We start from the raw sequence: 26,491 nt of genomic DNA on the forward strand, positions 1-26,491 counted from the left end.
ATGTCGCCGCCTTTCTTTTAGAAAACCCGTTTCAATCGAAACGGGTTTTTTGTTGTTTAATACTTTTGGCTACTCTTTGTTATAGAATTTTGTAAGATAATGTTCTGAAAAAAGTATGGCAGATGCAAGAAAGTGAATGTCAGATGTAATACTAGAAGGATTGCCCTTGGTAACTCTTCCAAAAGTGGCAATCTAGCCCCGACTGGAGTGGAAATCCTTTTTGTTTTTTCGTTAAAAACAAAAAGATTGTAGCGTAAGGCGGGAACTGACCCTGCATGAAAATGCCAAAAGTGGCAGCTTCAAATCCGAAAAAGTGAATGTCAGATGCGAGAAAGTGAATGTAAGATGTGATAAAGTGAATTGAAGTAAAGAGAAAGTGAATGATTGTAGTAAAAAAAGGGATGGTGGATGCGAGAAAGTGAATTTTAGATTGGAGAAAGTTAATGGTAGTAGCGAGAAAGTGAATTTCAGATGGGAGAATGTGAATTTAGGAGATGAGAAAGTGAATGGTTTCCAAAACGATCGAGGTTTTCACTAAAAAGAGGTCAAGGAGCTGGAGTTAAAAATATAAAATATTGCCTTAATAAATTTTAATTTGTATGCCTAAATATATATGTAAGTATGGAAATCCTATCAACCTTAGTGATATACCTAGCCCAAATCAATTATTGATGATTGAAGATGTAGATTATGATAAGTTTTTCGAAAAAATAGATGCAGAAGAATTGTATGAAGAAATGATGTTGGTAGTAAGATGTGATACTTGTAAGAGATTATATGTTTTTGAAAGTGGCTTTGATGAAGAACCTATAATGTATAAAATAGAAGAAGGTGTTTGGAATAAGAGGATATAATAATAGAAATGAAATGTCTGTTATTTCACGCTGTTATCCGAATCTTTCTTGGTGTTAGATGAAAAGTAAATTCAAAAAAAGCAATAACTTTAAACTCCCCCTTCGGGGGCTGGGGGGCTTTGGAAGTTCCAATTATATTACTAACTTTGTGGGCGAAGTTTCGCAACATAGCGAGTACTTTGCCTTTGGGGAAATAAAATTCATCGAACTCCAATAAAAAAATAAAATCGATGTGAGATAAACGTTCATTGAAGAGCATAAAAACTCACATAACTCACCGTATAAGTTTAATGGTAAGGAGTTGGATGAGGAAAGTGGTTTGTATTATTATGGGGCGAGGTATTATGACCCGAGGGTTTCTTTGTGGAATGCAACAGATCCATTAAGTAGGTATAACCCCATTTTTGACGATGAGCATTATATAGATGGAGAGCATAATTGTGGTGTAACAAATTCCTTTAATCATGCTACTTATGGGTATTGTTATCAGAGCCCAATAATGTATAAAGATCCGAATGGAAAACAAATTTTTTTTGTTGATGTTCCTCCTTATTTATAACCATTAGTTAAAGTAGGAGAAGATGTAGAAATGGGTATGGTAGAAAGTGTTGTCTCTTCATCAAACGAGGCTAGAGGTGCTGTTAATCTTTCCAGAACCTCCCAAAATATTATTAGAGTATCAAAATTTTCAGAAAAAACATTAGAATCTTTTAAAAGAGGTAATGTTAAAGAAGCAGAAAATATAGCTAAAAATGGCGAATCAAAAAATTACCGAAAATTTGATGCGGTTGATAATAAAACAGGAAAGTCAGGAAAATATATACCCGACGCATTTAAAGATAATGTCATGATAGAATATAAGCATGTTGAAAAGTTAAGTTTGACTAAACAATTAAGATATGGATTAGAAGTAGCTAAAAATCTTCAAAAAAACCCAGTCTTACGAGTGCCTCAAAAGATTGTTGGTAATTTATCAAAACCACTTATAGAGTCAGGGTGGGATATACAATATTAACAAAACCCGTTAACTACTTTTGTAATTCCTCAAACCAATATTAAACCCAAAAAAAAACAGTAAATGAACCCATTTATTCTAGAAACAATTAGTAAATCAAAAGAATTTGTGAAGAAATTCATTAAAGAAGCAAATGGGTTTTATCCATTTGCAATGATAAATGTATCAGAAAAAGATATTGAATATATAATTGACGATTTTAATTTGAGAGATGTAAATATGATGGTTAAGAGACATGAGGAGTTAGCGTTATTCTTATTCAACAAAGAAAATATTATCTCTTATTTGATTATTATTGATGGTAAATTAGAAAAAGTTTTACCTCTTTATGATGGTGTAGTTATTATGAAATTGACATATGATGGTACAGAATGGTTTACAGCTAATTATTATTATAAAAGGGTTGATGGAAATATCTTTTTTAAGGATAGTTAGTTATTATTCCTTCCTGCTATTATATAATGCCATTTGTAATCTGCAAGCTATGTCGAGAATATAATTGCTAGTTGAATCTAGCTTTGCTTTTTTCACCCAGACCATTTGGGAAGTAGCAATTATATTACTAACTTTGTGGGCGAAGTTTCGCAACACAGCGAGTACTTTGCCTTTGGGGAAAGTTTTGTAGAGGAGCATAAAAATAGCCATAACTCACCGTATAAGTTTAACGGTAAAGAGTTGGATGAAGAAAGTGGTTTGTATTATTATGGGGCAAGGTATTATGACCCGAGGGTTTCTTTGTGGAATGCAACAGATCCATTAAGTGGGTATAACCCCATTTTTGAGGATGAGCATTATATAGATGGAGAGCATAATGGAGGTGTAACAAATTCCTTTAATCATGCTACTTATGGGTATTGTTATCAGAATCCTGTTAGACTTGTTGACCCTAATGGGAAACAAGTAGATGTTGTAGATTTTATCCCATTTGTTGGAAGTTCTAGGGATATTTATAGAGGGTGTAGAGATGGAGATTGGGTAACATTAGGAATAGGAGTAGGAGGTCTTGCATTAGATTGTGTAACTTTTGGATCTGGTAGTATTGCTAAAGGATTAGCAAAAGGCACTGGAAAAGTGCTGATGGAAGGAGGAAGTAAATTTCTAATTAATGGTGGCTATAAAATGTCTAAAGTTGAAATGACTGTTGCTATTAAAGAATTAGGGCTTGATGCTACAAAAAAATATACCGCTAAAGAGCTTACCGAAGCAGGAGCTAAATTTTCTGCAAAATATTACAGGAATAATTTAAAAGTATTTTCTGGGCTATTAGAAACTGCTGGAAAAGATGCTCATCACATTTTTCCAAAAGCTGATAAATTTGCAGATTTCTTTGCAAAAGCTGGAATAGATGTAAATAATCCAAAATATTTAAAATGGTTAGAGGCAACTATACATAGAGGAAAGAATTCAGCTGCCCATTTGAAAGAATGGTCTAAAGTGATGGAGAGATTTAAAAAAGCAGATAAAATTCCAACAATACAACAACTGCAAAAAGAAGCTAAACAAATTGAAAAAGTTTTTAAGTAATGGAATTTACAACCTTTTTATTAGGAGAGAAGAGAAGTCAAATTAGATTACGGTCAAAGATAAAATATGACATGTTTTCAATTGACTTAAATAAGCATATTATTAAAAACAATGTTTTTTTAATTGATGAAGGAACTAAGTTTTTTGATTTTATTGGAGATCAAGGACCATTAAAATTTATGTCGGAACGATTTAAAAATTTAATTGAAGAAAACAATATTAAAGGTTTAGAATTTTTTCCGATTATTATAGAAGGAATAGATTTGAATTATTATTATTATATTGAAGATGAATGTAACTCATTTTATGAAAGAGATGAAGATGGGGATAGAGTTTATGGAAGTTTTCAAATTGATTTGTCTTCATGGAGTGGTACGGATATTTTTTACTTAAAAGATAGTGGAGCTACAGTATGCACTCTAAGGGTGAAAGAAATAATTGAAAAGGCAAAAATTACAAATGTAGAGTTTGAGGAGTTAAGTAAATATTAATTGATTGTAAAAAAACCAAAAAAATTCAAAAAATTATTTAAGTAATGAATTTTTATACGATACATTTAGGCCAAAAACGTAGTCAGGTTAAACTAAGAGTTAAGGTAAAATATGATATGTTTGCTATATTTCCTAGCCTATCTTTTATTAAAGAAAACAATATTTTCTATGTAGATGAAGGAAATAAGTTTTTTGATTTTATTGGGGATCAAGGTCCGTTAGAATTTATGTCAGAACGAACAAAGAGCATTATTGAAAAAAATAAAATTAATGGAATAAATTTTTTCCCGATCATACTTGAAAATTATGATTTAAAATACTATGGATATGTTGAAGAATTTAAATTCAACTCATTATGTGAATATGATGAATATGGCGATTTTATTCATGGCACAATTAAAGTAGATATGTCTTCATGGGATGGTAAAACAGATATTTTTTCAATAAAAGATTGTGGAGCAACAGTTTGTACACCAAGGGTTAAAGGTATTTTAGAAAAAGCAAAAATTACTAATATAGAGTTTGAAGAATTAAGTAAATATTAATTGATTGTAAAAAAACCAAAAAAAATAGAAAAATTATTTAAGTAATGAATTTTTATACGATACAATTAGGACAAAAAAGAAGTCAAGTTAGATTAAAATCAAAAGTGAAATATGATATGTTTACTATATTTCCTAGCCTATCTTTTATTAAAGAAAACAATATTTTCTATGTAGATGAAGGAAATAAGTTTTTTGATTTTATTGGGGATCAAGGTCCGTTAGAATTTATGTCAGAACGAACAAAGAGCATTATTGAAAAAAATAAAATTAATGGAATAAATTTTTTCCCGATCATACTTGAAAATTATGATTTAAAATACTATGGATATGTTGAAGAATTTAAATTCAACTCATTATGTGAATATGATGAAGATGGCGATTTTATTCATGGCACAATTAAAGTAGATATGTCTTCATGGGATGGTAAAACAGATATTTTTTCAATAAAAGATTGTGGAGCAACAGTTTGTACACCAAGGGTTAAAGGTATTTTAGAAAAAGCAAAAATTACTAATATAGAGTTTGAAGAATTAAGTAAATACTGAATCACAACTCTACCTCCCAATATGAACAATCCCTTCAGGTGGTAGTTTCAAAAATAGAAGCATGCAATTAAACAGTTCATAAGAAAGTACTCCTAGCTCCCCCTTCGGGGGCTGGGGGGCTTTGGAAGTTCCAATTATATTACTAACTTTGTGGGCGAAGTTTCGCAACATAGCGAGTACTTTGCTTTTGGGGAGACGTTCATTGAAGAGCATAAAAACTCACACAACTCACCTTATAAGTTTAACGGTAAGGAGTTGGATGAGGAAAGTGGGCTTTATTATTATGGGGCGAGGTATTATGACCCGAGGATAAGTATTTGGGCTAGTGTGGATCTGTTGATGGAGCAGACGATGAGTGCTTATGGGTATTGCTATCAGAATCCTGTAAAATTGACAGATCCAACAGGAATGAGTGCTGCTTATCCTCCAGTTAAGGGAACTAAGTAGTGGATAATTTTATAAGTGTATTTGGAAGAAATAAAGAAACGAAAGATGGAAATAATGTTAATTGGCTTGATAAAGACGGTAGTTGGACTTACAATTCAAAAACAGAAACATGGATTGGTTTTGTAGAAAGTAAAGGGAACAATATTAGTGCAGTAAATAAAATGCAAGAGGTAAATGCTGGATTTCAACTTTCTGCAAAGTGGGGTTCTATTAGTTTTTCGTTTGGTTTAGAAGGAGCTTTAGGGAATTCTAATAAAGGTTTTAATTCTGCTTCTAGAGTAAAGTCTCAAATATCGATTGATGGAAAAAAAACATTGAAAGATTTAAAAACATTCCTTTCTATTCCAACACAAGAAGCAAAAGTTTCATTGGGTGCCAAATTTTCTAATAAACCAACACTAAAATCTGGAACCACTATAAGTACAAATAATTTTATAAAGTCTGATGCTACAATTTTTGGTTCAGGTATTGAATGTAAAGTGGGAGTTCCTGATAATTTAGGTACTAGGTCTTATAATATAGGGATAAAAGAAGGTAATTCAAAATCAATTGGAATTAATAGAACGATAGGCAGAGAATGGACAACAGTTCATTCAAGTTTAGCAACTGATAGAAATGATGGAGGTTACTAATTATATTGATAAAATCGGATTTTGCTATATTCCAATTATGGTTGGTTTATACGGAATAATTAAGGTTGTGTACATTTTTTATTTTTATTTTATAGAAATAAAAAAATGGCATAAAATAGAAGGAATTATTGTTGATTATAGTATAACGTTATTTGATATGGATACTGATGGAGATACATATGGTTGGAAAAGAAAAGTAATGTTTGAATACAAAATAAATAATAATAGTGTAAAAAGTACAAATTTTACAAAAAACATTGAATTTTTAATATCATCAAAAGAAAATGCTTCAAATTTTTATAAAGAATATAAAATAGGGGAGCCTATTCTAGTTTTTTTTAATCCTAAAGAACCAAAAGAAGCTATAATTGAGAAAAAAATAAGCTTTTCAACTTTATTATTTTTATTTTTTGCATTAGGGATTCTCACTTTTGGCATTTTAAATCTTTAAATCTAAAATTTTCAGTAATGTATTCCCCGCTATCACTAGAGTTACGTTTATATCAACAACAATAAGCAAACAAAAAACTGCGACCATAAAAAAGATCTGGTTTTACATAAAAAACTTTCAACCCTATCAGCTTTTCAAACGCTCATAGGGTTTTTAAAATACTTGCCCTTTGTATCACCTCCAAAAGTGGCAATCTAGCCCCGACTGGAGTGGAAATCCTTTTTGTTTTTTCGTTAAAAACAAAAAGATTGTAGCGTAAGGCGGGAACTGACCCTGCGTGAAAATGCCAAAAGTAGCGGCTTCAAATAAGTTAGAGGTTAGAAATTAGAGGTTTGAAGTTGTAAGTAGGAATTATGAGTTTTGAAGTATGAAGTTCGAAATTTGAAGTTCGAAATTTGAAGTTGTAAGTAGGAATTATGAGGTTAGAGGTTAGAATTATGAGGTTAGAGGTTAGAAATTAGAGGTTTGAATTATGTGGTTAGAGGTTAGAAATTAGAGGTTTGAATTATGTGGTTAGAGTTTTGAAGTTGTAATTATTAAATTATAGATTTTGTGGTTGGTTTTATTAAATATATTTTTCTGGGGTTATATTTTTTTTTACCTTGTGCCTTTTGTAATATAACATAATTGATGAGAAAGAAAATAAATTTTGAAACTTGGAATAGGAAAGACCATTTTAATTTTTTTAATCAAATGGAGGAGCCGTTTCATGGGGTGTGTGTGAATTTGGATTGTACTTTGGCTTATCGTAAAGCAAAGGATATGAATGTGTCTTTTTTTTCTTTTTATTTGCATAAAACTTTAAGGGCTGTAAATGAAATTGAAAATTTTAGATACCGCATTATTGATGATGACGTGTATGTGTTTGACTGTATTGATGCTTCGGCAACTGTATTGAGATCTGATAAAACTTTTGGGTTTTCGTATGTTCCATTTACTGCGGATTTATTGGCTTTTGATGCACTTTTGAAAATAGAAATGGCTCGTATTGAAACTACAACTGGAATTTTTACGACTGATTATCCTGATAATTTAATTCATTTTTCGGTGCTTCCATGGCTTCATTTTACTTCGTTATCGCATGCACGAAGTTTTTCTTGGCCAGACAGTTGTCCGAAAATTTCATTTGGAAAAATGATTTCTATTCTTAATCAAAAAGTTATGCCTGTTTCGGTACATGTACATCATGGTTTGGTTGATGGGTACCATGTTGGCTTGTTTTTGAATCGATTGCAAGAATTATTTGACGAACAATAGGTTATTTTCTTTTGTTTTCAAAAAAGCGTTTCATTAGTGCCGAGGCTTCATGTTGCATTATGCCTCTTACAATTGTTGTTTTGGGGTGGATTTGTGTTTGTAAAGTTTCAAAACCTCTTTTGACATCTGGAGCTCCGAATACTATTTTTGAAATTTGACTCCAATATAAAGCTCCCGCACACATTTGACAAGGTTCGAGGGTAACATAGAGTGTGCAATTTGTGAGGTATTTGCCTCCTAAATAATTTGCAGCGGCAGTAATGGCTTGCATTTCGGCATGTGCGGTTACATCGTGTAGTAATTCGGTTAAATTATGGCTTCGAGCTATGATTTTGTTTTGAATTACTATTACTGCACCTACGGGTACTTCGCCTTTTTCAAAAGCTATTTCGGCTTCTTCAAGGGCTTTTTTCATAAAATAGTGGTCGTCAAATGGTTGTATCATGTTGCAAATATACTTATTTTTGAATTATTTTGGGCTAGATTTATACTTTCGGAATGTTTGCTACCCATTTTGAAGTTCATTTGAAATTGTAATTTTTGAAAATGAATGCATTGTGAAGCTACTTATTGAAATAAAAATGAATTTTTTAAACTAACTTTGCATTTCCTAAGAAATAATAAAATGAAAGCAAAAGCATTTGACATCCAACTTTTTTCTAGAATATTAAAATTTACTAAGCCCTATCGTTTTCGATTCAATTCGGTGATTTTGTTTGCAGTTTTGCTGTCTGTTTTTTCAGCACTACGTCCGTATTTACTTAAACAAACAGTAGATGGTTATATCAAGACACACGATCAATATGGGCTGTTGCTCTATATAATTTTGATGGGGGTTGTATTATTATTAGAAGCCTTTTCAAATTTCTATTTTGTTTATTGGGCCAATTGGTTGGGGCAAGATATTGTAAAGGATATTAGGGTAAAATTATTCCATCACATGATGGGTTTTCGTATGAAATATTATGATAATGCTCCTGTTGGTCAGCTTGTTACCCGATCTGTTTCGGATATAGAATCTATTGCCAAAATATTTAGCCAAGGGCTGTTTATGATTGGGAGTGATTTGATGAAAATGGTGGTTATTTTAGGATTTATGCTTTATATGAATTGGAAATTGACTTGGATTGTTATAGTAGCAATGCCTATATTGGTTTTTTTTACAAGAATATTCCAACGCAAAATGCAAATAGCTTTTGAAGAAGTACGGAATCAGGTGGCCAATTTGAATACTTTTGTACAAGAAAGAGTAACAGGAATGAAAATTGTGCAGCTTTTTAATAGAGAAAAGATAGAGTATGACAAATTTAAGGCCATCAATGCCAAACACAACAAAGCATGGATTAAAACGGTTTGGTACAATTCAATTTTTTTTCCAATTGCAGATATTATTTCCTCTTTTACCCTTGGTTTTGTAGTGCTTTATGGGGGTTTTAATATTTTGAATGGCGATCAATTTACAACCTTTGGCGATTTATTTTCTTACACCATGTTTATTGGTATGCTGTTTAACCCCTTGCGTCAAATTGCCGATAAATTTAATGAAATGCAAATGGGTATGATAGCTGCCAACAGGGTTTTTGATATTTTGGATACAAAAGATGAGATTCAGGATTTAGGGACCATGAAGGCTCCAAAATTTGCTGGAGATATACAATTTGAACAAGTAAGGTTTAGCTATATTGAAGGCGAGGAAGTGGTAAAAGGCATCAATTTGGAGGTTAAACCCGGTCAGATGGTTGCCATTGTGGGGGCTACTGGTGCTGGAAAATCTACGATTATCAATTTGTTGAATCGGTTTTATGATATCGATAGTGGCAATATATCTATTGATGGCGAAAACATCAAAAATTATACACTCGAGTCGTTGCGGGTACAGATTGCGGTGGTATTGCAAGACGTTTTTTTGTTTGCCGACAGTATTTTGAACAACATTACGTTGCATAACCCAGCCATTAGCAGAGAGACAGTAATAGAAGCATCTAAAAAAATAGGTGTTTATGAATTTATCATGAGTTTGCCAAATGGTTTTGATTATAATGTAAAAGAACGAGGGGTAATGCTTTCGAGCGGACAACGCCAATTGATTGCTTTTTTGAGGGCTTATGTGAGCCAGCCTAGCATATTAATATTGGATGAAGCCACCTCGTCGATAGATACTTATTCAGAAGAATTAATACAAAAAGCAACAGAAACCATTACCAAAAACAGAACATCGATTGTTATTGCACATCGATTGGCAACTATTGTAAATGCGGATCAAATTGTAGTAATGGACAAAGGATTGATAGTGGAACAAGGCACCCATCAGGAGCTATTGGTAAAAGCCAATGGCTATTACAAAAACCTGTATGAATCGCAGTTTTCGAGTATTGCTTAATTTGTATAAATGCTCTTGATTACCGTATTTTGCGTTAGGGATAGCAGTGGAAATCCTTTTTTGAGGCTTTTTTTGGCCTCAAAAAAGATTGAAACGGATAGCCCGACCCTTGTGGTAACGCCCAAAAAAATAATGCTAATGGGCTTTTTTATTTAACATTTGGCCCCTAGTTCAAACCTTTTTCATACAATAAATAGATTATGATTTCACAAGAAACCATTGTAGCACTAGCCACGGCCTCTGGAGCTGGAGCGATTGCAATTATCAGAATTTCTGGTCAGAATGCCATTCATATAGGAGATAGTATTTTTAAATCTATTAAAAATAAAAACTTAACCCTTCAAAAATCGCATACCTTACATTTAGGTCATATCATTGACGAAGGCAAAATTTTGGACCAAGTATTGGTGTCTGTTTTCAAAGGACCTCATTCATATACGGGCGAAAACACGATCGAAATTTCGTGTCATGGTTCGACATTTATCCAACAACAAATCATACAATTGATACTTCGCCACGGAGCCAAAATGGCCCAACCTGGCGAGTTTACGCTACGAGCATTCTTGAACGGAAAGCTCGATTTGTCTCAGGCAGAGGCCGTTGCCGATTTGATTTCGTCACACAATGAAGCCTCACACCAAATTGCGATGCAACAAATGCGTGGCGGATTTAGTACTGAAATTGCCAAATTGAGGGAAGAATTGTTGAATTTTGCTTCGTTAATTGAACTCGAATTGGACTTTGCAGAAGAAGATGTGGAGTTTGCCGACAGAACCCAATTTCATGCGTTGCTCACCCGAATCGAATTTGTTTTGAAACGATTAATTGACTCGTTTGCCGTGGGAAATGTGATAAAAAACGGAATTCCAGTGGCTATTGTGGGCGAACCCAATGTGGGCAAATCGACATTGTTGAACGCATTATTAAACGAAGAACGTGCCATAGTTTCAGACATTGCAGGCACCACTAGAGATACTATTGAAGACGAATTGAATATTGGCGGCATTGGTTTTCGGTTTATAGACACCGCCGGAATTCGTGAAACCAAAGATGTGGTGGAAAGCATTGGAATTCAAAAAACTTTTGAGAAAATAGAGCAAGCACAGGTGGTTCTTTATTTGGTTGATGGTTTATCGTTAATGGTTGATGGCGCTAAAGATACATTAATAGTTGCTTTGAATAAAACTCAAAATCAATATCCACAAAAGACAATTGTAACTATCATAAATAAAAAAGATTTAGTTTCAGATAAAATTTTAGTGTCTATAAAAGAAAAACTAGCAACTAACTACCAACAACTACCAACTATTTTCATTTCAGCCAAAGAAAAAACAGGTATCGACGAGCTGAAAAACACCCTTTTATCGTTTGTAAACACGGGAACTTTGCGGAATAATGAAACCATCATTACCAATTCTCGTCATTATGATGCTTTGTTGAAAGCATTGGAAGAAATACAAAAAGTGAAGTGGAGCTTGGATTCGGGCATTTCAGCAGATTTGATGGCTATAGATATCAAATCGGCATTATATTATTTTGGCGAAATTACAGGCGAAGTTACAAACGACGAACTTTTAGGAAATATTTTTGCGAATTTTTGTATTGGGAAATAAAAATGATTATTTTTATAATCTATTAGACATAAATAAAAACTGTAATGCCATTATTTCAAAACTCAGTACTCAAGAAATATTTGAGCCAACAAGATACTGCCAAAATCACGACCGCTTATACTGAATATGCTGCCTATTTTCATCATTCGGCTATACAGGAAAACATTCGCAACAGCAAAGAAGAACAATTTCAGGAAGGCTTTCTACGAGAATTGTTTGTAACCATTTTGGGCTACACCCTTAATCCTGCACCTCATTTCAACCTTACAACCGAATACAAAAATGTCAAAGACAGTAAGAAAGCTGATGGAGCAATCTTAATTCCAATGGGTGATGACCCATTGAAAAATAAAGTAATTGGCGTTATTGAACTCAAAGGCACCAACACCACCGATTTAGGCAAAATTGAAGCACAGGCATTTGGTTATAAAAACAACCAACCCGAATGTGTGTATGTCATTACATCCAACTTTGAAAAATTGCGTTTTTATATTGACAATGCTATTGAATACCTAGAATTTAACTTGTTCCAATTGAGCAAAGCCGAATTTGAATTGTTGTATTTGTGTTTGGCTTATGACAATATTAAAAACAATGTTGCCAAATCCATCAAAGACCAATCGGTAAGTGAAGAAGATACCATTACCAAAAAACTCTACAAAGATTACTCGCTTTTTAAACGAGAACTGTTTCAGAATTTGGTGCAACTCAACCCGCAATATGACCCGCTAGAATTGTTTCAGAAATCGCAAAAACTACTCGACCGCTTTCTGTTTATTTTCTTTGCCGAAGACCGCAATTTATTGCCTACCAACCTGATTTTCAGAATCAACAAAGAGTGGCAACAATTGCAGCAAATGCGAATACAAGTATCGTTGTATGATCGGTATAAAATTTATTTTAATGACTTGAATACAGGTGCCAAAGTGCAATTGCCTGCCTTTAGCCAAACCAATGCTATTGACAAAGAAGAACATCACATTTTTGCCTACAATGGCGGATTGTTCAAACCAGACGACTTACTAAACAACCTGAATATTGGCGATGCCATTTTATTTGAACACACCCAAAAATTGAGTAATTACGATTTTGCTAGCGAGGTGGACGTGAATATTTTAGGACATATTTTTGAAAATTCGTTAAATGAATTAGACGAAGTAAAAGCCCAATTGGAAGGTGCCGAAATTGACAAAACCAAAACTAAACGCAAGAAAGACGGTGTTTTTTATACCCCAAAATACATTACCAAATACATAGTAGAAAATACGGTTGGCAAATTGTGTGAAGAAAAACGCCCCCTAGCCCCCGAAGGTGGAATTTTGTCCAAACTTCCCAAAAAACAAAAAGAACAATTATTAAAAGATATTCAAGAATATAGAAATTGGTTGTTGCAACTCACCATTTGCGACCCCGCTTGTGGCTCTGGTGCTTTTTTGAACCAAGCCTTGGATTTTTTGATTGCCGAACACCAATATATAGACGAGCTACAAGCCAAGTTGTTTGGCGATGCCATGGTTTTGAGCGATATAGCCACGAGTATTTTAGAACACAACTTGTTTGGTGTGGACTTGAACGAAGAAAGTGTAGAGATTGCCAAACTCTCCCTTTGGTTGCGAACGGCTCAACCCAACCGTAAGCTAAACGACCTCAACAGCAATATTAAATGTGGCAACTCCTTAATAGACGACCCAGCCATTGCTGGCAACAAAGCCTTTAACTGGCAACAAGCGTTTCCGAAAGTATTTCAGGAAAAAAATAAAAAAGCATATCATATTACAACAGCACTTCATGATAGTAGAACATCGCAACGAATGATTGATTACAAGGTTAGAGAAAAGCGAGATATGGGAACAAACCCATATCCTAATGTGCAATATCTTACAAGTCAAGAAGAGTATATCATTGTAAAAGAAATACATGATATTGTAAAAGCCGATAATCTAAAAATAGTAGAATTTAATGTTTGTAGAGATCATATCCATATTTTATTAGTATGTGAAGAAAACGAACTTTCCAAAACTGTACAAAAAATAAAAGCAAAAACAGCGAGAACGGTAAATATACATAGGGGTATCACTATAATCAACAAACCATCTACTGCCACAACTGGGGAGCAGGCTCCCACGTCGAGAGACGAAGATACGACTATAGTAGCAACAACAAGGGATCCCGCTCCCACGCCGAGAGACGAAGATACGACTATAGTAGGAACAAGGGAGCAGGCTCCCACGTCGATAGACGAAGTAGTAACAAGGGAGCAGGCTCCCTTGTCGGAAGTAAGCGAAACGATAGATAACGAAAAAAAGCGAGGCGAAAAGCAAAATAGTTTGTGGACACAAAAGTTTGGAAGCAGTGAAATAAATACTGCCGAATATTTGCATAACACGATAGCCTATATAAAACGCAACAGAGAGAAACACGAATTACCACCACACGACAAACAAACGCAATATTATTTAGAAAATATGCTTTGCACTCTAGAGGAAGCTTTTGAAATTGAATATAAAGGTGGCTTTGATGTGGTTATTGGGAATCCGCCTTATGGTGCAAAATTAGAATCAGAAGTTCAAAATTATTTAAACAAGAAGTATATAAAAGGTGGTTCTGAAACAGTTATTTCCTTTACAAAATTATCTTACGATACATTATTAAAAAACAATGGACAATTTGGCTTTATTATTCCAAAATCATTTTCATTTTCATCAAATTACGATTCAATTAGAGCGTATATTTTAAATGATATTAATGAAATTATTGATTGCAAAAAAGTTTGGAAAGAGGTTTTATTAGAACAAATTATTTTCTTTTTTCAAAAAGGAAAGAAGACGGAAAATTTCAAATCTGGAATACTAAAAGGACAACAAATTTATGATCTTGGTCAAATATCTAAAAGTACTTTTGATGAGTTTGGATTTTATTTGAATGGTATTTCAGAAAAAGAACTTAAAATTGCCCTAAAAGTAAATTCAAGTAAAAAATACATAAAAGATATCGCTAGCAATTCAAGAGGAGGCATTTTTCAAAACAAAGTTAGTACAAAAGGAGATATTAAGGTTTTAGGTGGTGCAGAAATTCAAAGAGAAGGAATTGTTGGTATTAAAGGTTATGTTAATAAATCCGTAATTCAAGAAGATAAAAAATGTTTTATTAGCAAAAATTCTTTACTTGTACAAAGATTGATTGCTCATATTGAAAATCCTACCGAACATATAAAGATTACAGCTTGTATACCTTTAAACGATGATTATGCCATTGTAGATACTATAAATCAAATAACTTTTCGAAAAGAATATGACGCTAAAGTTTTTTGGTGTTTATTTAATTCAAAATTAATCAATTGGTACTCATACCGTTTTATACTTGCAAAGGCAATAAGGACAATGCAATTTGATAATCCGATAACAAATCGAATTCCAATTCCTGAAAAAATATACCAACAACCCTTCATAGAAAAAGCAGACCTTATGCTTTCACTAAACAAGGATTTACAAGTAATATCTCAAAAATTCCAGCGCATGTTGCAAAGAAAGTTTTTCTCATCAGTTCCGACAATGGAGCCGGCTCCATTGCCTAATCCTGCTCCATTGCCTAGTCCTGCTGTTACAACAATGGAGCAGGCTCCATTGCCCAATACTGCTCCATTGCCTAGTCCTGCTGTTACAACAATGGAGCAGGCTCCATTGCCCAATACTGCTCCATTGCCTAATACTGCTGCATTGCCTAGTCCTGCTGTTACAACAATGGAGCAGGCTCCATTGCCCAATACTGCTCCATTGCCAAAGAAACTCCAAGAGTGGTATATGCTTTCATATTCACAATTTATAACTGAGCTAGCCAAAAAGAAAGTCAAACTTTCCCTATCTGAAGAAGCAGAATGGGAGGATTATTTCATGCAAGAAAGCAAAAAAGCTTTGGATTTGAAAACTCAAATTGATGCCACTGATAAAGCAATTGATAAATTGGTGTATGAGTTGTATGGGTTGAGTGAGGAGGAAATATTAATAGTTGAAAATAGTTAGTTATTAATTATGAAATTAAAAAAACACATTGGATTGTAATTTATGTTTTATTGCTATTTGGATACGCATTTAAGAAAATATCCAAACTTTATTTAGATGAGAATATACAGAATACAATTGTCTTGATTAAAGATTTACAATTGACTTTTTTCTTGATTTTCCTAAGTTACAAACTTTACTTAAGAAGAAAAAGAAAAGAAGGGCTTATCAAAAATCTTGATATTTACAAAAGTCGAAAAATAGAATATTCAAAATTATTTGAAAACGGTGCGAGGGATTATATTTTGGAACAAAAAGAAAATGAAGAAAAACTTTCTAATAATGAAAGTGAATTGAAAAAACTAGAATTTGAAAATGAATTTATTGATAGTTCAATCTTATGGCTAACAATTATTACTTGTGTAATACAAATAATCAGTTTTTATGGTCAGAAAATATAGATTTACAAGGAGTGTTCAAATAAGTAAACTATTATTTTATAACCATTATCTTTCATAAACCATATAAATAAAATCTAAAAAAAATATGAGTGATTTAATACCAAGTAATAACAACTTCATTTTATATACTGCTCCTAGTGGTAGTGTCAAAATTGAAACTTACATACAAGACGAAACAATTTGGCTTACACAACAAAAAATGGCAGACGTTTTTGGGGTGGCTAAATCAACAATTAGTGAACATCTTAGCAATATTTACGAGAGTGGCGAATTGGAAAAACAGGCAACTGTTCGGAAATTCCGAACAGTTCAAATTGAAGGTGAACGTGAAGTAGCTCGTAATTTAGATTAATACAATTTAGATGCTATAATTTCCCTTGGTTACCGTGTCAATTCTACTAAAGCTACTCAATTTAGAATTTGGGCTACTAATGTATTGAAAGAATTCATTGTAAAAGGATTTGCAATGGATGATGACCGATTAAAACAAGGCACTACAGCATTCGGAAAAGATTATTTTAAAGAATTACTCGAAAGAGTACGTTCTATTCGTGCAAGTGAAAGACGAATTTACCAACAAATCACGGATATTTTTGCTGAATGTAGCATAGATTATGACCCAAAAGCCGAAATTACTAAAAACTTCTATGCCAATGTTCAAAACAAATTCCATTTTGCAATTACAGGCAATACTGCTGCCGAAATAATCTTTTTAAGCAGATAGCTCAAAACCTCAAATGGGATTAACAACTTTCAAAAATGCTCCTGATGGTAGAATATTGAAATCAGATATTGAAATTGCAAAAAACTATTTAGAAGAAAAAGAAATCAAACAATTGGAGCGTACCGTATCAGGTTACTTTGATTATATCGAAAACCTTATCGAACGACAAAATACCTTTACAATGGAAGCATTAGCAGAAAGTGTAAACAAGTTTTTAAACTTTAATGAATACAAAATACTCGAAGGATTCGGAAAAGTATCGCATCAACAGGCTATCAATAAAGCAGCGAAAGAATATGACAATTTCAATAAAACACAAAAAATAAACTCAGATTTTGATAAACAAATCAAAGCTTTGCAACAAAAAAATAAAAAGAAATAACAGTAAAAAATATAACATTACAATTCAATCATAAAATTCCAGATACAATAGATGTTTTTAATTTCATTAATTTAAAAAAAAATAAATATTTTCTTAAAATAAATTTAAAATATATTGATTTTTTGATGTCCCGCTTGCAATGTGAAAAAGCTTATTTTATAGGAGAAGATAAAGACAATATAGTAAAATTATACCAAACTCCCATATTACCCCTTCATTAGCTATTTTTGAAATAAAAAAACCGAAGCTCTTGAAACTCACACAACCTGAATTGACTGAAAAAGTGGGTCTAGCATGGCTTTTTTACGTGGGTCTAGCCCTCACAACGCAGTGGCCTCAAAAAAAAATAAAGTATTTTGTAAAAGGGATTTGTTTTTTATTTAATTTTAAATTTTGAAATAAACGAATTGATTATCACATGGATACCCCTCGAAATTTACTGCACACGCCACAACTCTCTAGCCAAAAGTCGCTTAAAACGTTGGTAGAAAACCGTACCGTATATAATTTGAATCATTGCGAATTGAATTTATTTGAAACCTATCAAACATCAGAGTTGGTTCCTCTAAAATTTAACGATTTGGTTGTAACCAGTATGTTGCGAGGCAAGAAGGTAATGCACCTTTTTGAAGACCCTAGTTTTGATTATTTGCCAGGCGAAACAGTAGTAATTCCATCTAATGTTGAAATGAAAATCGATTTTCCCGAAGCCTCATTAACCAATCCCACACAGTGTTTGGCGTTGGCAATTGATCAAAATAAAATTTCAGAAACGTTATCATTCTTAAACGAACGTTATCCAAAAGAAGGCAGCTCGACTTGGCAATTGGATTATCAAAATTATTTTTTTTACAACAATATCGAATTGGCATCAACTATCAATAAGTTGATAAAAGAATGTATGAGCAATTCCATTACAAAAGATGCTTTGGCCGACTTGACATTGCAAGAATTGTTGATAAGAATTATTCAAACACAAACTTCAAAATCATTAGATGAAGGGGTTTTTTCTGATTCCGAAAACCCCATTTCGCATGTAGTGGCGTTTATAAAACTCAATTTGAAAGAAAATTTCAGTATGAAAATCTTGAGCGAAAAAGCCTGCATGAGTTCCACATCTTTTTACAGGTATTTCAAACGTGAGCTTGGTGTTAGTCCGTTGGCCTTTATATTGAATGAAAAAATAAAATATGCCAAAACGTTGTTAAAAAACCCAACAATCCATATCAATGAAGTTTGCTATCTTTCTGGGTTTGAGGATTGTAATTATTTTATTAGAATATTCAAAAAAATAGAAGGTATTACACCAAAACAATACCAAAGTAGTTTTATCTATTAATTTAATCTACCACATATTGAAGCGGATTAAGCGCTTTTAATTCGGATGCTGTAAACATTCGAGACTGGGTGATAAAACGAAAACCAAGCGGAATTTCTAACGAAAAACTAGAGCCACGCCCTGCTACCACATCTATGGTAAGTTGGGTGTATTGCCAATACTCAAATTGGTCTTTGCTCATCCAAAACTCACAATCTTCAATCACCCCCAAACAAACATCATTTTGACCAAGTTTAAAATCGCCTTTTTCAAAACACATGGGTTGCGAGCCATCACAGCAGCCGCCACTTTGATGAAACATCAACGGGCCATAAGTGTCTTTTAAACGTGCAATCAAATCAATTGCTTTTTGGGTAACATGAACTCTATTTGTCATCATTTATTTTTTTTGTAAAAATATAAAAATCAATACTAAAACAATACTTTTTGAAGAAAAAATTAAATTAAAAAGCCAGCCAAAGACCAAGAAAACAAGTTGATTAAATTGTTAAAAAAATTAATTTAAAAAATGACAACCGATTAAAAAAAAATATACTTTTATAGCGAAAAATCAAATATCAAAAAATGCAATTAAGCGAAGAAGAAGAAGATTATAACTTATCGTTATCAAAATTTGAATCCATGCTCAAAACCAATAAAGTACTTTTTTTTGATTCAGAAGAATTTGAAGAGATAATACTACATTATTTGGATATTGGAAAATTAAATTTGGCAAAAAAAGCATTGAAACTGGCTTTGGAGCAGCATCCAAAATCGTCGGGATTAAAATTAGTGCAAGTAGAAATGTTGATATTTGAAGATAAATTAGATGTTGCCGAGAAAATGTTGCACGAATTATATGCCATAGAACCTCACAACGAAGAAATCTACATCTTGAAAGCCAATATATATTCCAAAAAAGACCAGCACGAAAAAGCTGTGGAGCTCCTTCAAATGGCTTTGAAATATACAGACGATTTGGCCGATGTATATAATTTAATTGGAATGGAATATTTGTTTATGGATAATTTTGAAAAAGCCAAATTTCATTTTATTCAATGCCTTGAAAGCGATATCGAAGACCAATCGAGCTTGTATAACATCGTATATTGTTTCGAAATTTTAGAACAAAATCAAGAGGCAATTGATTATTTAAAAAATTATACCGAAAAAAATCCTTATTCTGAAATTGCATGGCATCAAATTGGCAGATTAGAATTTGGTTTAAAAAACTATGTACAAGCCATAAGAGCCTTTGAATTTGCAACATACATAGACGATGAATTTGTTGGAGCCTATATAGAAATAGCAAAGGCCTACGAAAAAATAAAAAATTACGAAAAAGCCATCGTCAATTACCAAATAACATTAGAATTGAGCGATCCGAGTTCGTTTGCCTTGCTCCGCATTGGCAGATGCTACGAAAAATTAGACCATAAAACAAAAGCTTTTGAATATTATGAAAAAACAGTACACGAAGATCCGCTATTAGACAAAGCATGGATTGCAATGGCTGATTTTTTTATGGCTCAAAAAAAATATGCTAAATCTATATTTTATATCAATAAAGCGTTGGCAATTGATAATAAAAATAAATTGTATTGGAAACGTTTTGCTACTGCAAACAGGTACTTGAAACGACATGAAGAAGCAGAATTTGGCTATCGAAAAGCAGTAGAAAATGGTGATTATCAGCTGGATACGTGGCTTTATTGGATAGATGTTTTATATAAAATGGATGAAATCAAACTGGCTATTCAAACATTGATATTAGCCACAGAATATTTTCCAGATCATTGTGAAATCGAATACCGATTAGCAGGCCTATATGATCAGCTAGATTGTGCAATAGAAACTCAATTTCATTTGGTTAATGCCCTAAAAATAGATTATAAAAAACGCTCAATATTGAAAAAATTATTTCCTGATTTTTATCAAGATGAACAAGTACAACAAGTTTTTTTTAATTTTAAACATCATTTTTATGATTAATTTTCCTCATTTTTTACCTAATACAATGGAGTAAAATTTGATGAGGTTATTTTAAATTTCAAGAAAAATTAAGATGAAAAAAATATATGGTTTAGTCGGAAAAAATATAAGTTACTCCTTTTCCAAAGGCTATTTTACAGAAAAATTTAAAGACAGTTTATTTGAAGGTTGCGAATACCAAAATTTTGACCTACAAGAGATTAGCGAATTTTTAAATGTTGTAAAAGACACCCAAATAAAAGGTTTGAATGTAACAATTCCTTACAAACAAAGTGTGATTCCTTATCTACATCAAATGTCTAAAAAAGCCCAGCAAATTGGGGCTGTAAACGTTATAAAAATCAACAAGAAAGGAAATTTAAAAGGCTATAATTCAGATAGTTATGGTTTTAAAAAATCATTAAAACCCTTACTTCAGCCCCATCACAAAAAAGCACTCATTTTAGGCACAGGAGGTGCTTCTAAGGCTGTGGCATTTGCATTAAACGAATTGGGCATTATTGCTACTTTTGTTTCCAGAGAATATAAAGAAAACGCTATTGATTATCAACGACTTAACGAAACAACTTTTGATAATTACCAAATTGTAATCAACTGTACCCCTTTAGGAACAAGTCCAAATGTAGCACAATGTCCTGATATACCTTATCAATTTTTTACAGAAAAACATATTGCTTACGACTTGATTTACAATCCAGAAGAAACCTTGTTCCTAAAAAAAGCAAAAGAACATGGAGCGGTAACTAAAAACGGTTTAGAAATGTTGATCCGTCAAGCCGAAAAAGCCTGGAAAATTTGGAATAAATAAATACTATATTTTAAAAATTTTGTAAGATTGAAGCGTGGATTTTACAATATTTTCTGTTCTTTCTGGGTGTGTATCTGATATAAATAACTGTCCAAAAACAGCATCATTTACCATTTGTATTATTTTACTTACTCTGAATTCGTCCAATTTATCAAAAATATCATCAAAAAGTAAGATAGGCTTTATGTTATTTTTGTTTTTTATAAACTCAAATTGGGCAAGCTTAAGTGCAATTAAAAATGATTTTTGCTGGCCTTGTGAGCCAAATTTTTTCACAGGATAGTCATGAATCAAAAAATTCAAGTCGTCTTTATGAATGCCAACACTGGTATATTGTAAAATTTTATCTTTTTGAATGTGCAACGTTAATAATTGATCTAAATTGCTTGTAAACAATTGACTTTCATATACAATAGCAACATTTTCAGAATTTCCTGCAATAATGGCATAATGTTTTTGAAAAATAGGTAAAAAAACATCTAAAAAAGCTTTTCTTTTTTCAAAAATATCCTGGCCCAACACACTCAACTGGTCGTTATAAACACTTAGAGTTTCAGAATCAAACACTTGATTGAGTGCAAAATACTTGAGTAAGGCATTGCGTTGTGCCATTATTTTCTGATATTGGATAAGATGCAATAAATAATATTTATCTTGTTGTGCAATGATTTGATCAATAAATTTTCGACGGGTTTCGCTACCATCAATAATCAAATCTGAATCGGCAGGCGAAATAATCACCAATGGAATTAGTCCCAAATGTTCAGAAAATTTTTCGTAAGGCTTTCCATTTCTTTTTAAAATTTTTTTTTGCCCTTTTTTCAAACTACATACAATTTGTTCGTCCCGATCAGATTTGTTAAACACCCCATCAATCACAAAAAAATCTTCACCATGTTTAATGTTTTGAGTGGCCAATGGATTAAAATAACTTTTACTATAGGCCAAATGGTATATGGCATCCAGAATAGTAGTTTTTCCAACACCGTTTTTACCTACAAAACAATTTATTTTTTCGTTAAAATCAAAACTGATTTCAGAAAAATTTTTATAATTAAATAAGGAAATGGATTTTAAATACATGAAAATGCCGACTGGAGTTTAAATTTTGGCCAAATTTAGACTTATTTTTCAATGAAAAAACAAATAATTGAAAAATATTGACGCAAAAGGTTTTAAATTTGAATTAAAATTTTATTTTTGCACCTCACTAAATTATTAATAAATGGCAACTTTCAATAAAAGAGGATACAAAGTCCCTAAACCAAAAGCAGAAAAGACTGAAAATGAATTTGACAACAATGAAATTGAAGAGGTAGTTATTGACGAAAAAGACAGTACAACTGCAGAAGTATTCAATTCATTAGACCAAACGGCTTCTAAAACTGAAGAATGGGTTGAAAGAAATCAAAAAATTATTTTTGGTATTTTGGGTGCTGTAGCATTAGTTACCGTTGGATATATTTTGTATGGCAAATTCGTTTCAGAACCTAATCAGGACAAAGCTGCAAACGATATGTTTCAAGCCCAACAATATTTTAAGCAAGCAACAGATGCCTCTGAGCCTAAAAAAATAGATTCATTGTACAAATTAGCTCTAAATGGAGGAGAAGGACAATATGGTTTTATCAAATTGGCCGATGAATATTCTGGAACAGATGCAGGTAATTTATCGCATTACTATGCAGGATTGGCATTGCTAAATACAGGAAAATATGCTGATGCAATTGCTCAATTAGAACAATTCAAATCGGAAGATTCTATGCTAAAAACACTTGCTATTGGAGCTATTGGCGATGCTTATATGGAACAAAACAAAGCAAAAGAAGCTTTAGAATTTTATATTAATGCCTCAGAAAACAATGTAAATGAGCTTACAACTCCAAGATTTTTATTAAAAGCAGGACAAACTGCATTGTCTTTAAATCAAAAAGAAGAGGCTTTGAAATACTTTAATCAAATCAAAGATAAATATGAAGCTTCGCAAGAGGCCTCAACAGTTGATGCTTATATTGGATTAGCTCAATAAACATATATTTTAGGTTTTTGGTGTTGTTTTTTTTGAATTAATACACTACATTTGTGTATTAAAAAATGGAAACAAAAAATGGCAACAGCAAATAAAAATTTATCAAATTACGACAAAACTTTAATCCCAAATTCGAGACATTTTCGATTTGGGATTCTTGTTTCTGAATGGAATGAACACATAACCGAAGGGTTGTTTTTAGGGGCTACAGAAGCACTATTGGATTGTGGGGCAATTGCTGAAAATATAATACGATGGAATGTCCCAGGCAGTTTTGAACTTGTTTATGCCGCAAAAAAAATGATTGAAACCCAAAAACCCGATGCCATCATTGCCATTGGAAGTGTCATTAAAGGCGAAACCAAACATTTTGATTTTGTATGTGAAGGCGTAACACAAGGGATCAAAGATTTGAATGTCAAGTACGATGTACCCGTTATTTTTTGTGTATTGACCGACAATAACGAACAACAATCGATAGACAGAAGTGGTGGCCTACACGGCAACAAAGGAACCGAAGCAGCCATTGCCGCTATCAAAATGGCTTTTTTGCGACAGCAAGCTAATATAGGCTATCATTTTGCGGAGCAAAAAATTCTAACCTCAGGACAACACCACCTAGAGGATGGAACACCAAAAATAAGCCAGCAATAATCATTAAAAGTTTCAAATTTGTATGCTCATACCAGATGCAAGTTTGAAATTTTTTTTATGAAAAAAAAGTAATATTATTATAAATAAATTAAACTTCTACTTATAGTGCCATTTTGTCTAATTAAATAAAAAAACAAAATAAATATATGAAAAATACTGTAATTTTGATTATCGGCTTTTTTATAATGGGGCAATCCAAGGCACAAAATTTTTCTTTTAATTTTAATACCGTGGGTAGAAGGGTTTGTTTGGTTTCATCAAAAGTTGATGTAGTCAATCAAAGGGTCAAATTAATTTTTCATGATTCGTTGTCCAATACCTCAGAGGCACTTTCTGTACACAGACGGTTGGCTGGAACCCATACATGGAGTACTGTAGCTACCCAAATTGCCGCTGGAACTGGCCATTGGACAGACTTCAATACAAGTTTGGGACAAGTTTGGGAGTATCAAGTAAAACGCCACCACACATGGACCTTTTCAGGAACAAATTATGATGCTGTGGGCTATACAATGGGAGCATTGCTGTATGACAATACAAACTATAAAGGACAAATGATATTATTAGTAGCCAATGATGTTGTAGCTCAATTGCCTGAAAAATATACAAAATTCAAAAAAGAGCTAACAAATGATGGTTGGTATGTCAATGAATTAATCGTTCCAAGGGCAACGAGTTGGGATAGTGGCGTTGCAGTATATCACATTAAAAATGACATCATTTCAATATACAATAATGCACCATTAGATGACAAACCCCAATCGATCGTACTATTGGGTCATGTTCCTATGCCACGTTGTGGTGCTTCTAATGTAGTTGCTCCAGACGATCACAGTCAGAATACAGGTGCCAGAGGCTGCGATGGATATTATGCAGATATTGACGGCCTTTATACAGATACTGCCACTTATAATCCAAGCGGTTTATCTACTACTTTAGCTCAAAATATGCCCAACGATTATAAATGGGATCAAGACTTTTTTCCATCTGATGTAGAAATGTCGTTTGGACGTATAGATTTTGCAGATTTAACAGAAATCAATACAGCAGAGCATACCTTGCTAGAGCAATATTTAGACAGATTGAGCCAATATAAAAACGTGGCCACTGGTTTTGACATGGGCGAAAAAGCAGCCTTTTTTTTGGGATACAACAATTCCAACGATGGTTCTTATCGCACGTTATGCAATATAGCAAAACCCGAAAATGTATTTCAAAAAACAGATAGTTCAAACCACAACCAATGGGTACAAAATAATGGCCCGTTTAAAATATACATGCAAAATGTTTCTACCCCCAGCATCAGCGATTGGCAAACGTATGGAATGAATGCTACCGTTTTTTCTAGCGATCAAAGTTATTGGGGCTTTGGCGATGTGCCTCAACCTAGTGGGGCTTATAGTCGTATTCGAGTTTTATTAGGTTTAAACACCAAATGCTTATTGGCATTATGGACCACAACGGGACTCAATATTTTTCATCAAGCTTGTTATGGAAAAAATATTGGACAAGCCATGAAAGACATCATCAACCATAATGAAACTAATCAATATTTAGAAAAGCCACCCCAACAATATGATACACCCCAATGGTGGAACAGAACACATTTTGATATTTGGGGCGATCCAACGATCAATTTGTATCAAGTAAAGCCAATAGCTAATCTGGCTTTTGAAACAACCAATGGGGTACCCACTTTAACTTGGACTGCATCCAATGATGAGGCTATTTTGGGATACCATGTATATGAATCGGCTACTGAATTTGGAAAATTCCAGCAAATCTCCAATACTTTGATTTCCAATACATTTTATCAACTGCCTAATGCTTCTAGTTCCCATTGGTATATGGTAAAAGCCATCAAAAAGGTAGTTTCTGGTTGCGGAACTTTTTTGCAACCTAGTATGGGCTTGTCTATAAAACTTGACCCAAATTTACAGGTACAAACACCCAATAGCCAACCTAATATTGTTTTATATCCAAATCCGTTTCAAAACGAAATTCAAGTGCAATCTCCTAGTCCGATTAAGAAAATCCAAATATACGACAATACAGGACGAATATTGTTTAGCAAAACCATTTCAGATTTTGAATATACGATACCTACACAACATTGGACTAATGGATCCTATTTTTTAGAAATTCAAGATCAAAACAATGGTCGATTGATAAAAAAGTTGATAAAAAACAATTGAAATTATACCAAATATATTTATAAAATAGTCCAAAGATGCGTAGTTATTTTTTAGAAAAAATTTTCAAAAAAAATCGTTGCATAGCTGGGCTACGGAACTATTTTTTTTGACTCATTTTAGCAAAAAAGAACAAGTAGATTGGACTATTTTATATGTATATTTGGTATTAGTTAAAT

28 protein-coding genes are annotated in these 26,491 nt (G+C 32.8%); 25 read left to right on the plus strand and 3 right to left on the minus strand.

Annotated elements, in window-relative coordinates; genetic code table 11:
* Positions 1–599: 599 nt before the first annotated feature.
* The 12 genes from B0A58_RS00005 to B0A58_RS00060 all read left to right on the plus strand — a co-directional run bounded on the left by B0A58_RS00005 (position 600) and on the right by B0A58_RS00060 (position 7,761).
* Positions 600–854 carry a hypothetical protein gene (locus B0A58_RS00005; protein ID WP_089079342.1) on the plus strand — a complete coding sequence of 85 codons (255 nt, stop codon included), beginning with the start codon at positions 600–602 and terminating at the stop codon, positions 852–854.
* Positions 855–1,101: 247 nt separating this feature from the next.
* The gene (locus B0A58_RS16610) at positions 1,102–1,413 is read left to right on the plus strand and encodes an RHS repeat-associated core domain-containing protein (protein WP_207758828.1); all 312 of its coding nucleotides are present in this window, start codon (positions 1,102–1,104) and stop codon (positions 1,411–1,413) included.
* A 30-nt stretch (positions 1,414–1,443) separates the two neighbouring features.
* Positions 1,444–1,869 (plus strand): putative toxin, encoded by a 426-nt coding sequence (locus B0A58_RS00015; protein ID WP_089079343.1) that lies wholly within the window; start codon positions 1,444–1,446, stop codon positions 1,867–1,869.
* Between the two features lie 63 nt (positions 1,870–1,932).
* Positions 1,933–2,304 (plus strand): hypothetical protein, encoded by a 372-nt coding sequence (locus tag B0A58_RS00020; protein ID WP_089079344.1) that lies wholly within the window; start codon positions 1,933–1,935, stop codon positions 2,302–2,304.
* A 105-nt stretch (positions 2,305–2,409) separates the two neighbouring features.
* Positions 2,410–3,393 (plus strand): RHS repeat-associated core domain-containing protein, encoded by a 984-nt coding sequence (locus tag B0A58_RS00025; protein WP_089079345.1) that lies wholly within the window; start codon positions 2,410–2,412, stop codon positions 3,391–3,393.
* On the plus strand, positions 3,393–3,884 hold the full coding sequence (locus B0A58_RS00030; protein ID WP_089079346.1) for an imm11 family protein: 492 nt from the start codon (positions 3,393–3,395) through the stop codon (positions 3,882–3,884). Before B0A58_RS00025 ends, B0A58_RS00030 begins: the two co-directional genes overlap by 1 nt.
* Positions 3,885–3,928: 44 nt before the next feature.
* Positions 3,929–4,429, plus strand: coding sequence for a hypothetical protein (locus B0A58_RS00035; protein WP_089079347.1), 501 nt, complete (start codon positions 3,929–3,931; stop codon positions 4,427–4,429).
* A 44-nt stretch (positions 4,430–4,473) separates the two neighbouring features.
* Positions 4,474–4,974, plus strand: coding sequence for a hypothetical protein (locus tag B0A58_RS00040; RefSeq protein WP_089079348.1), 501 nt, complete (start codon positions 4,474–4,476; stop codon positions 4,972–4,974).
* A 150-nt stretch (positions 4,975–5,124) separates the two neighbouring features.
* Positions 5,125–5,421 (plus strand): RHS repeat domain-containing protein, encoded by a 297-nt coding sequence (locus B0A58_RS00045; RefSeq protein WP_089079349.1) that lies wholly within the window; start codon positions 5,125–5,127, stop codon positions 5,419–5,421.
* Entirely contained in the window at positions 5,421–6,053 is a 633-nt protein-coding gene (locus B0A58_RS00050; RefSeq protein WP_089079350.1) for a hypothetical protein, read from the plus strand. The genes B0A58_RS00045 and B0A58_RS00050 overlap by 1 nt, the downstream gene beginning before the upstream one ends.
* Positions 6,037–6,504: a DUF3592 domain-containing protein gene (locus B0A58_RS00055; protein ID WP_089079351.1), complete on the plus strand. Its 468-nt coding sequence runs from the start codon at positions 6,037–6,039 to the stop codon at positions 6,502–6,504. The genes B0A58_RS00050 and B0A58_RS00055 overlap by 17 nt, the downstream gene beginning before the upstream one ends.
* A gap of 630 nt (positions 6,505–7,134) precedes the next feature.
* Positions 7,135–7,761, plus strand: coding sequence for a chloramphenicol acetyltransferase (locus B0A58_RS00060; protein ID WP_089079352.1), 627 nt, complete (start codon positions 7,135–7,137; stop codon positions 7,759–7,761).
* A 1-nt stretch (position 7,762) separates the two neighbouring features.
* Here B0A58_RS00060 and B0A58_RS00065 read toward each other — a convergent pair whose 3' ends face one another.
* On the minus strand, positions 7,763–8,206 hold the full coding sequence (locus B0A58_RS00065) for a nucleoside deaminase (RefSeq protein ID WP_014084787.1): 444 nt from the start codon (positions 8,204–8,206) through the stop codon (positions 7,763–7,765).
* A gap of 180 nt (positions 8,207–8,386) precedes the next feature.
* On the opposite strand from B0A58_RS00065, the gene B0A58_RS00070 reads away from it, so the two are divergent.
* From B0A58_RS00070 to B0A58_RS00095, 8 genes are all read left to right on the plus strand, one after another.
* Positions 8,387–10,141, plus strand: a complete 1,755-nt coding sequence (locus B0A58_RS00070) for an ABC transporter ATP-binding protein (RefSeq protein WP_089079353.1) — start codon at positions 8,387–8,389, stop codon at positions 10,139–10,141.
* A 200-nt stretch (positions 10,142–10,341) separates the two neighbouring features.
* Entirely contained in the window at positions 10,342–11,754 is a 1,413-nt protein-coding gene (gene mnmE, locus B0A58_RS00075) for a tRNA uridine-5-carboxymethylaminomethyl(34) synthesis GTPase MnmE (protein WP_089079354.1), read from the plus strand.
* Positions 11,755–11,798: 44 nt separating this feature from the next.
* On the plus strand, positions 11,799–15,773 hold the full coding sequence (locus tag B0A58_RS17010) for an Eco57I restriction-modification methylase domain-containing protein (protein WP_089079355.1): 3,975 nt from the start codon (positions 11,799–11,801) through the stop codon (positions 15,771–15,773).
* Positions 15,774–15,895: 122 nt separating this feature from the next.
* Positions 15,896–16,213: a hypothetical protein gene (locus tag B0A58_RS00085; RefSeq protein ID WP_133063034.1), complete on the plus strand. Its 318-nt coding sequence runs from the start codon at positions 15,896–15,898 to the stop codon at positions 16,211–16,213.
* 85 nt (positions 16,214–16,298) lie between these two features.
* Positions 16,299–16,565, plus strand: coding sequence for a hypothetical protein (locus tag B0A58_RS17090; protein ID WP_243389421.1), 267 nt, complete (start codon positions 16,299–16,301; stop codon positions 16,563–16,565).
* Between the two features lie 18 nt (positions 16,566–16,583).
* Positions 16,584–16,937, plus strand: coding sequence for a virulence RhuM family protein (locus B0A58_RS17095; RefSeq protein ID WP_260439153.1), 354 nt, complete (start codon positions 16,584–16,586; stop codon positions 16,935–16,937).
* Positions 16,938–16,950: 13 nt separating this feature from the next.
* On the plus strand, positions 16,951–17,319 hold the full coding sequence (locus B0A58_RS17100; protein WP_260439099.1) for a virulence RhuM family protein: 369 nt from the start codon (positions 16,951–16,953) through the stop codon (positions 17,317–17,319).
* A 418-nt stretch (positions 17,320–17,737) separates the two neighbouring features.
* Entirely contained in the window at positions 17,738–18,658 is a 921-nt protein-coding gene (locus B0A58_RS00095) for an AraC family transcriptional regulator (RefSeq protein WP_089079357.1), read from the plus strand.
* A 1-nt stretch (position 18,659) separates the two neighbouring features.
* Here the strand turns inward: B0A58_RS00095 and B0A58_RS00100 are convergent, their stop codons facing one another.
* The gene (locus tag B0A58_RS00100; protein ID WP_014084762.1) at positions 18,660–19,034 is read right to left on the minus strand and encodes a DUF779 domain-containing protein; all 375 of its coding nucleotides are present in this window, start codon (positions 19,032–19,034) and stop codon (positions 18,660–18,662) included.
* A 188-nt stretch (positions 19,035–19,222) separates the two neighbouring features.
* Here B0A58_RS00100 and B0A58_RS00105 point away from each other — a divergent pair, with 188 nt between their 5' ends.
* Together B0A58_RS00105 and B0A58_RS00110 are read left to right on the plus strand one after the other, a co-directional pair.
* Complete coding sequence (locus B0A58_RS00105; protein ID WP_089079358.1) at positions 19,223–20,629, plus strand: tetratricopeptide repeat protein; 1,407 nt, start codon at positions 19,223–19,225, stop codon at positions 20,627–20,629.
* A 73-nt stretch (positions 20,630–20,702) separates the two neighbouring features.
* Positions 20,703–21,437 carry a shikimate dehydrogenase family protein gene (locus B0A58_RS00110; protein ID WP_014084760.1) on the plus strand — a complete coding sequence of 245 codons (735 nt, stop codon included), beginning with the start codon at positions 20,703–20,705 and terminating at the stop codon, positions 21,435–21,437.
* Between the two features lie 3 nt (positions 21,438–21,440).
* Here B0A58_RS00110 and recF read toward each other — a convergent pair whose 3' ends face one another.
* Entirely contained in the window at positions 21,441–22,520 is a 1,080-nt protein-coding gene (recF, locus tag B0A58_RS00115) for a DNA replication/repair protein RecF (protein ID WP_089079359.1), read from the minus strand.
* A 142-nt stretch (positions 22,521–22,662) separates the two neighbouring features.
* Between recF and B0A58_RS00120 the strand changes: the two genes are divergently transcribed.
* From B0A58_RS00120 to B0A58_RS00130, 3 genes are all read left to right on the plus strand, one after another.
* On the plus strand, positions 22,663–23,466 hold the full coding sequence (locus B0A58_RS00120; RefSeq protein WP_089079360.1) for a tetratricopeptide repeat protein: 804 nt from the start codon (positions 22,663–22,665) through the stop codon (positions 23,464–23,466).
* A gap of 78 nt (positions 23,467–23,544) precedes the next feature.
* A complete protein-coding gene (gene ribH / locus B0A58_RS00125; RefSeq protein WP_014084757.1) occupies positions 23,545–24,120 on the plus strand; it encodes a 6,7-dimethyl-8-ribityllumazine synthase in 576 nt (191 codons plus the stop codon).
* Positions 24,121–24,266: 146 nt separating this feature from the next.
* Positions 24,267–26,315, plus strand: a complete 2,049-nt coding sequence (locus B0A58_RS00130) for a T9SS type A sorting domain-containing protein (RefSeq protein ID WP_089079361.1) — start codon at positions 24,267–24,269, stop codon at positions 26,313–26,315.
* Positions 26,316–26,491 lie beyond the last annotated feature (176 nt).

The organism is Flavobacterium branchiophilum NBRC 15030 = ATCC 35035, from assembly GCF_002217205.1.
GTDB lineage: Bacteria > Bacteroidota > Bacteroidia > Flavobacteriales > Flavobacteriaceae > Flavobacterium > Flavobacterium branchiophilum.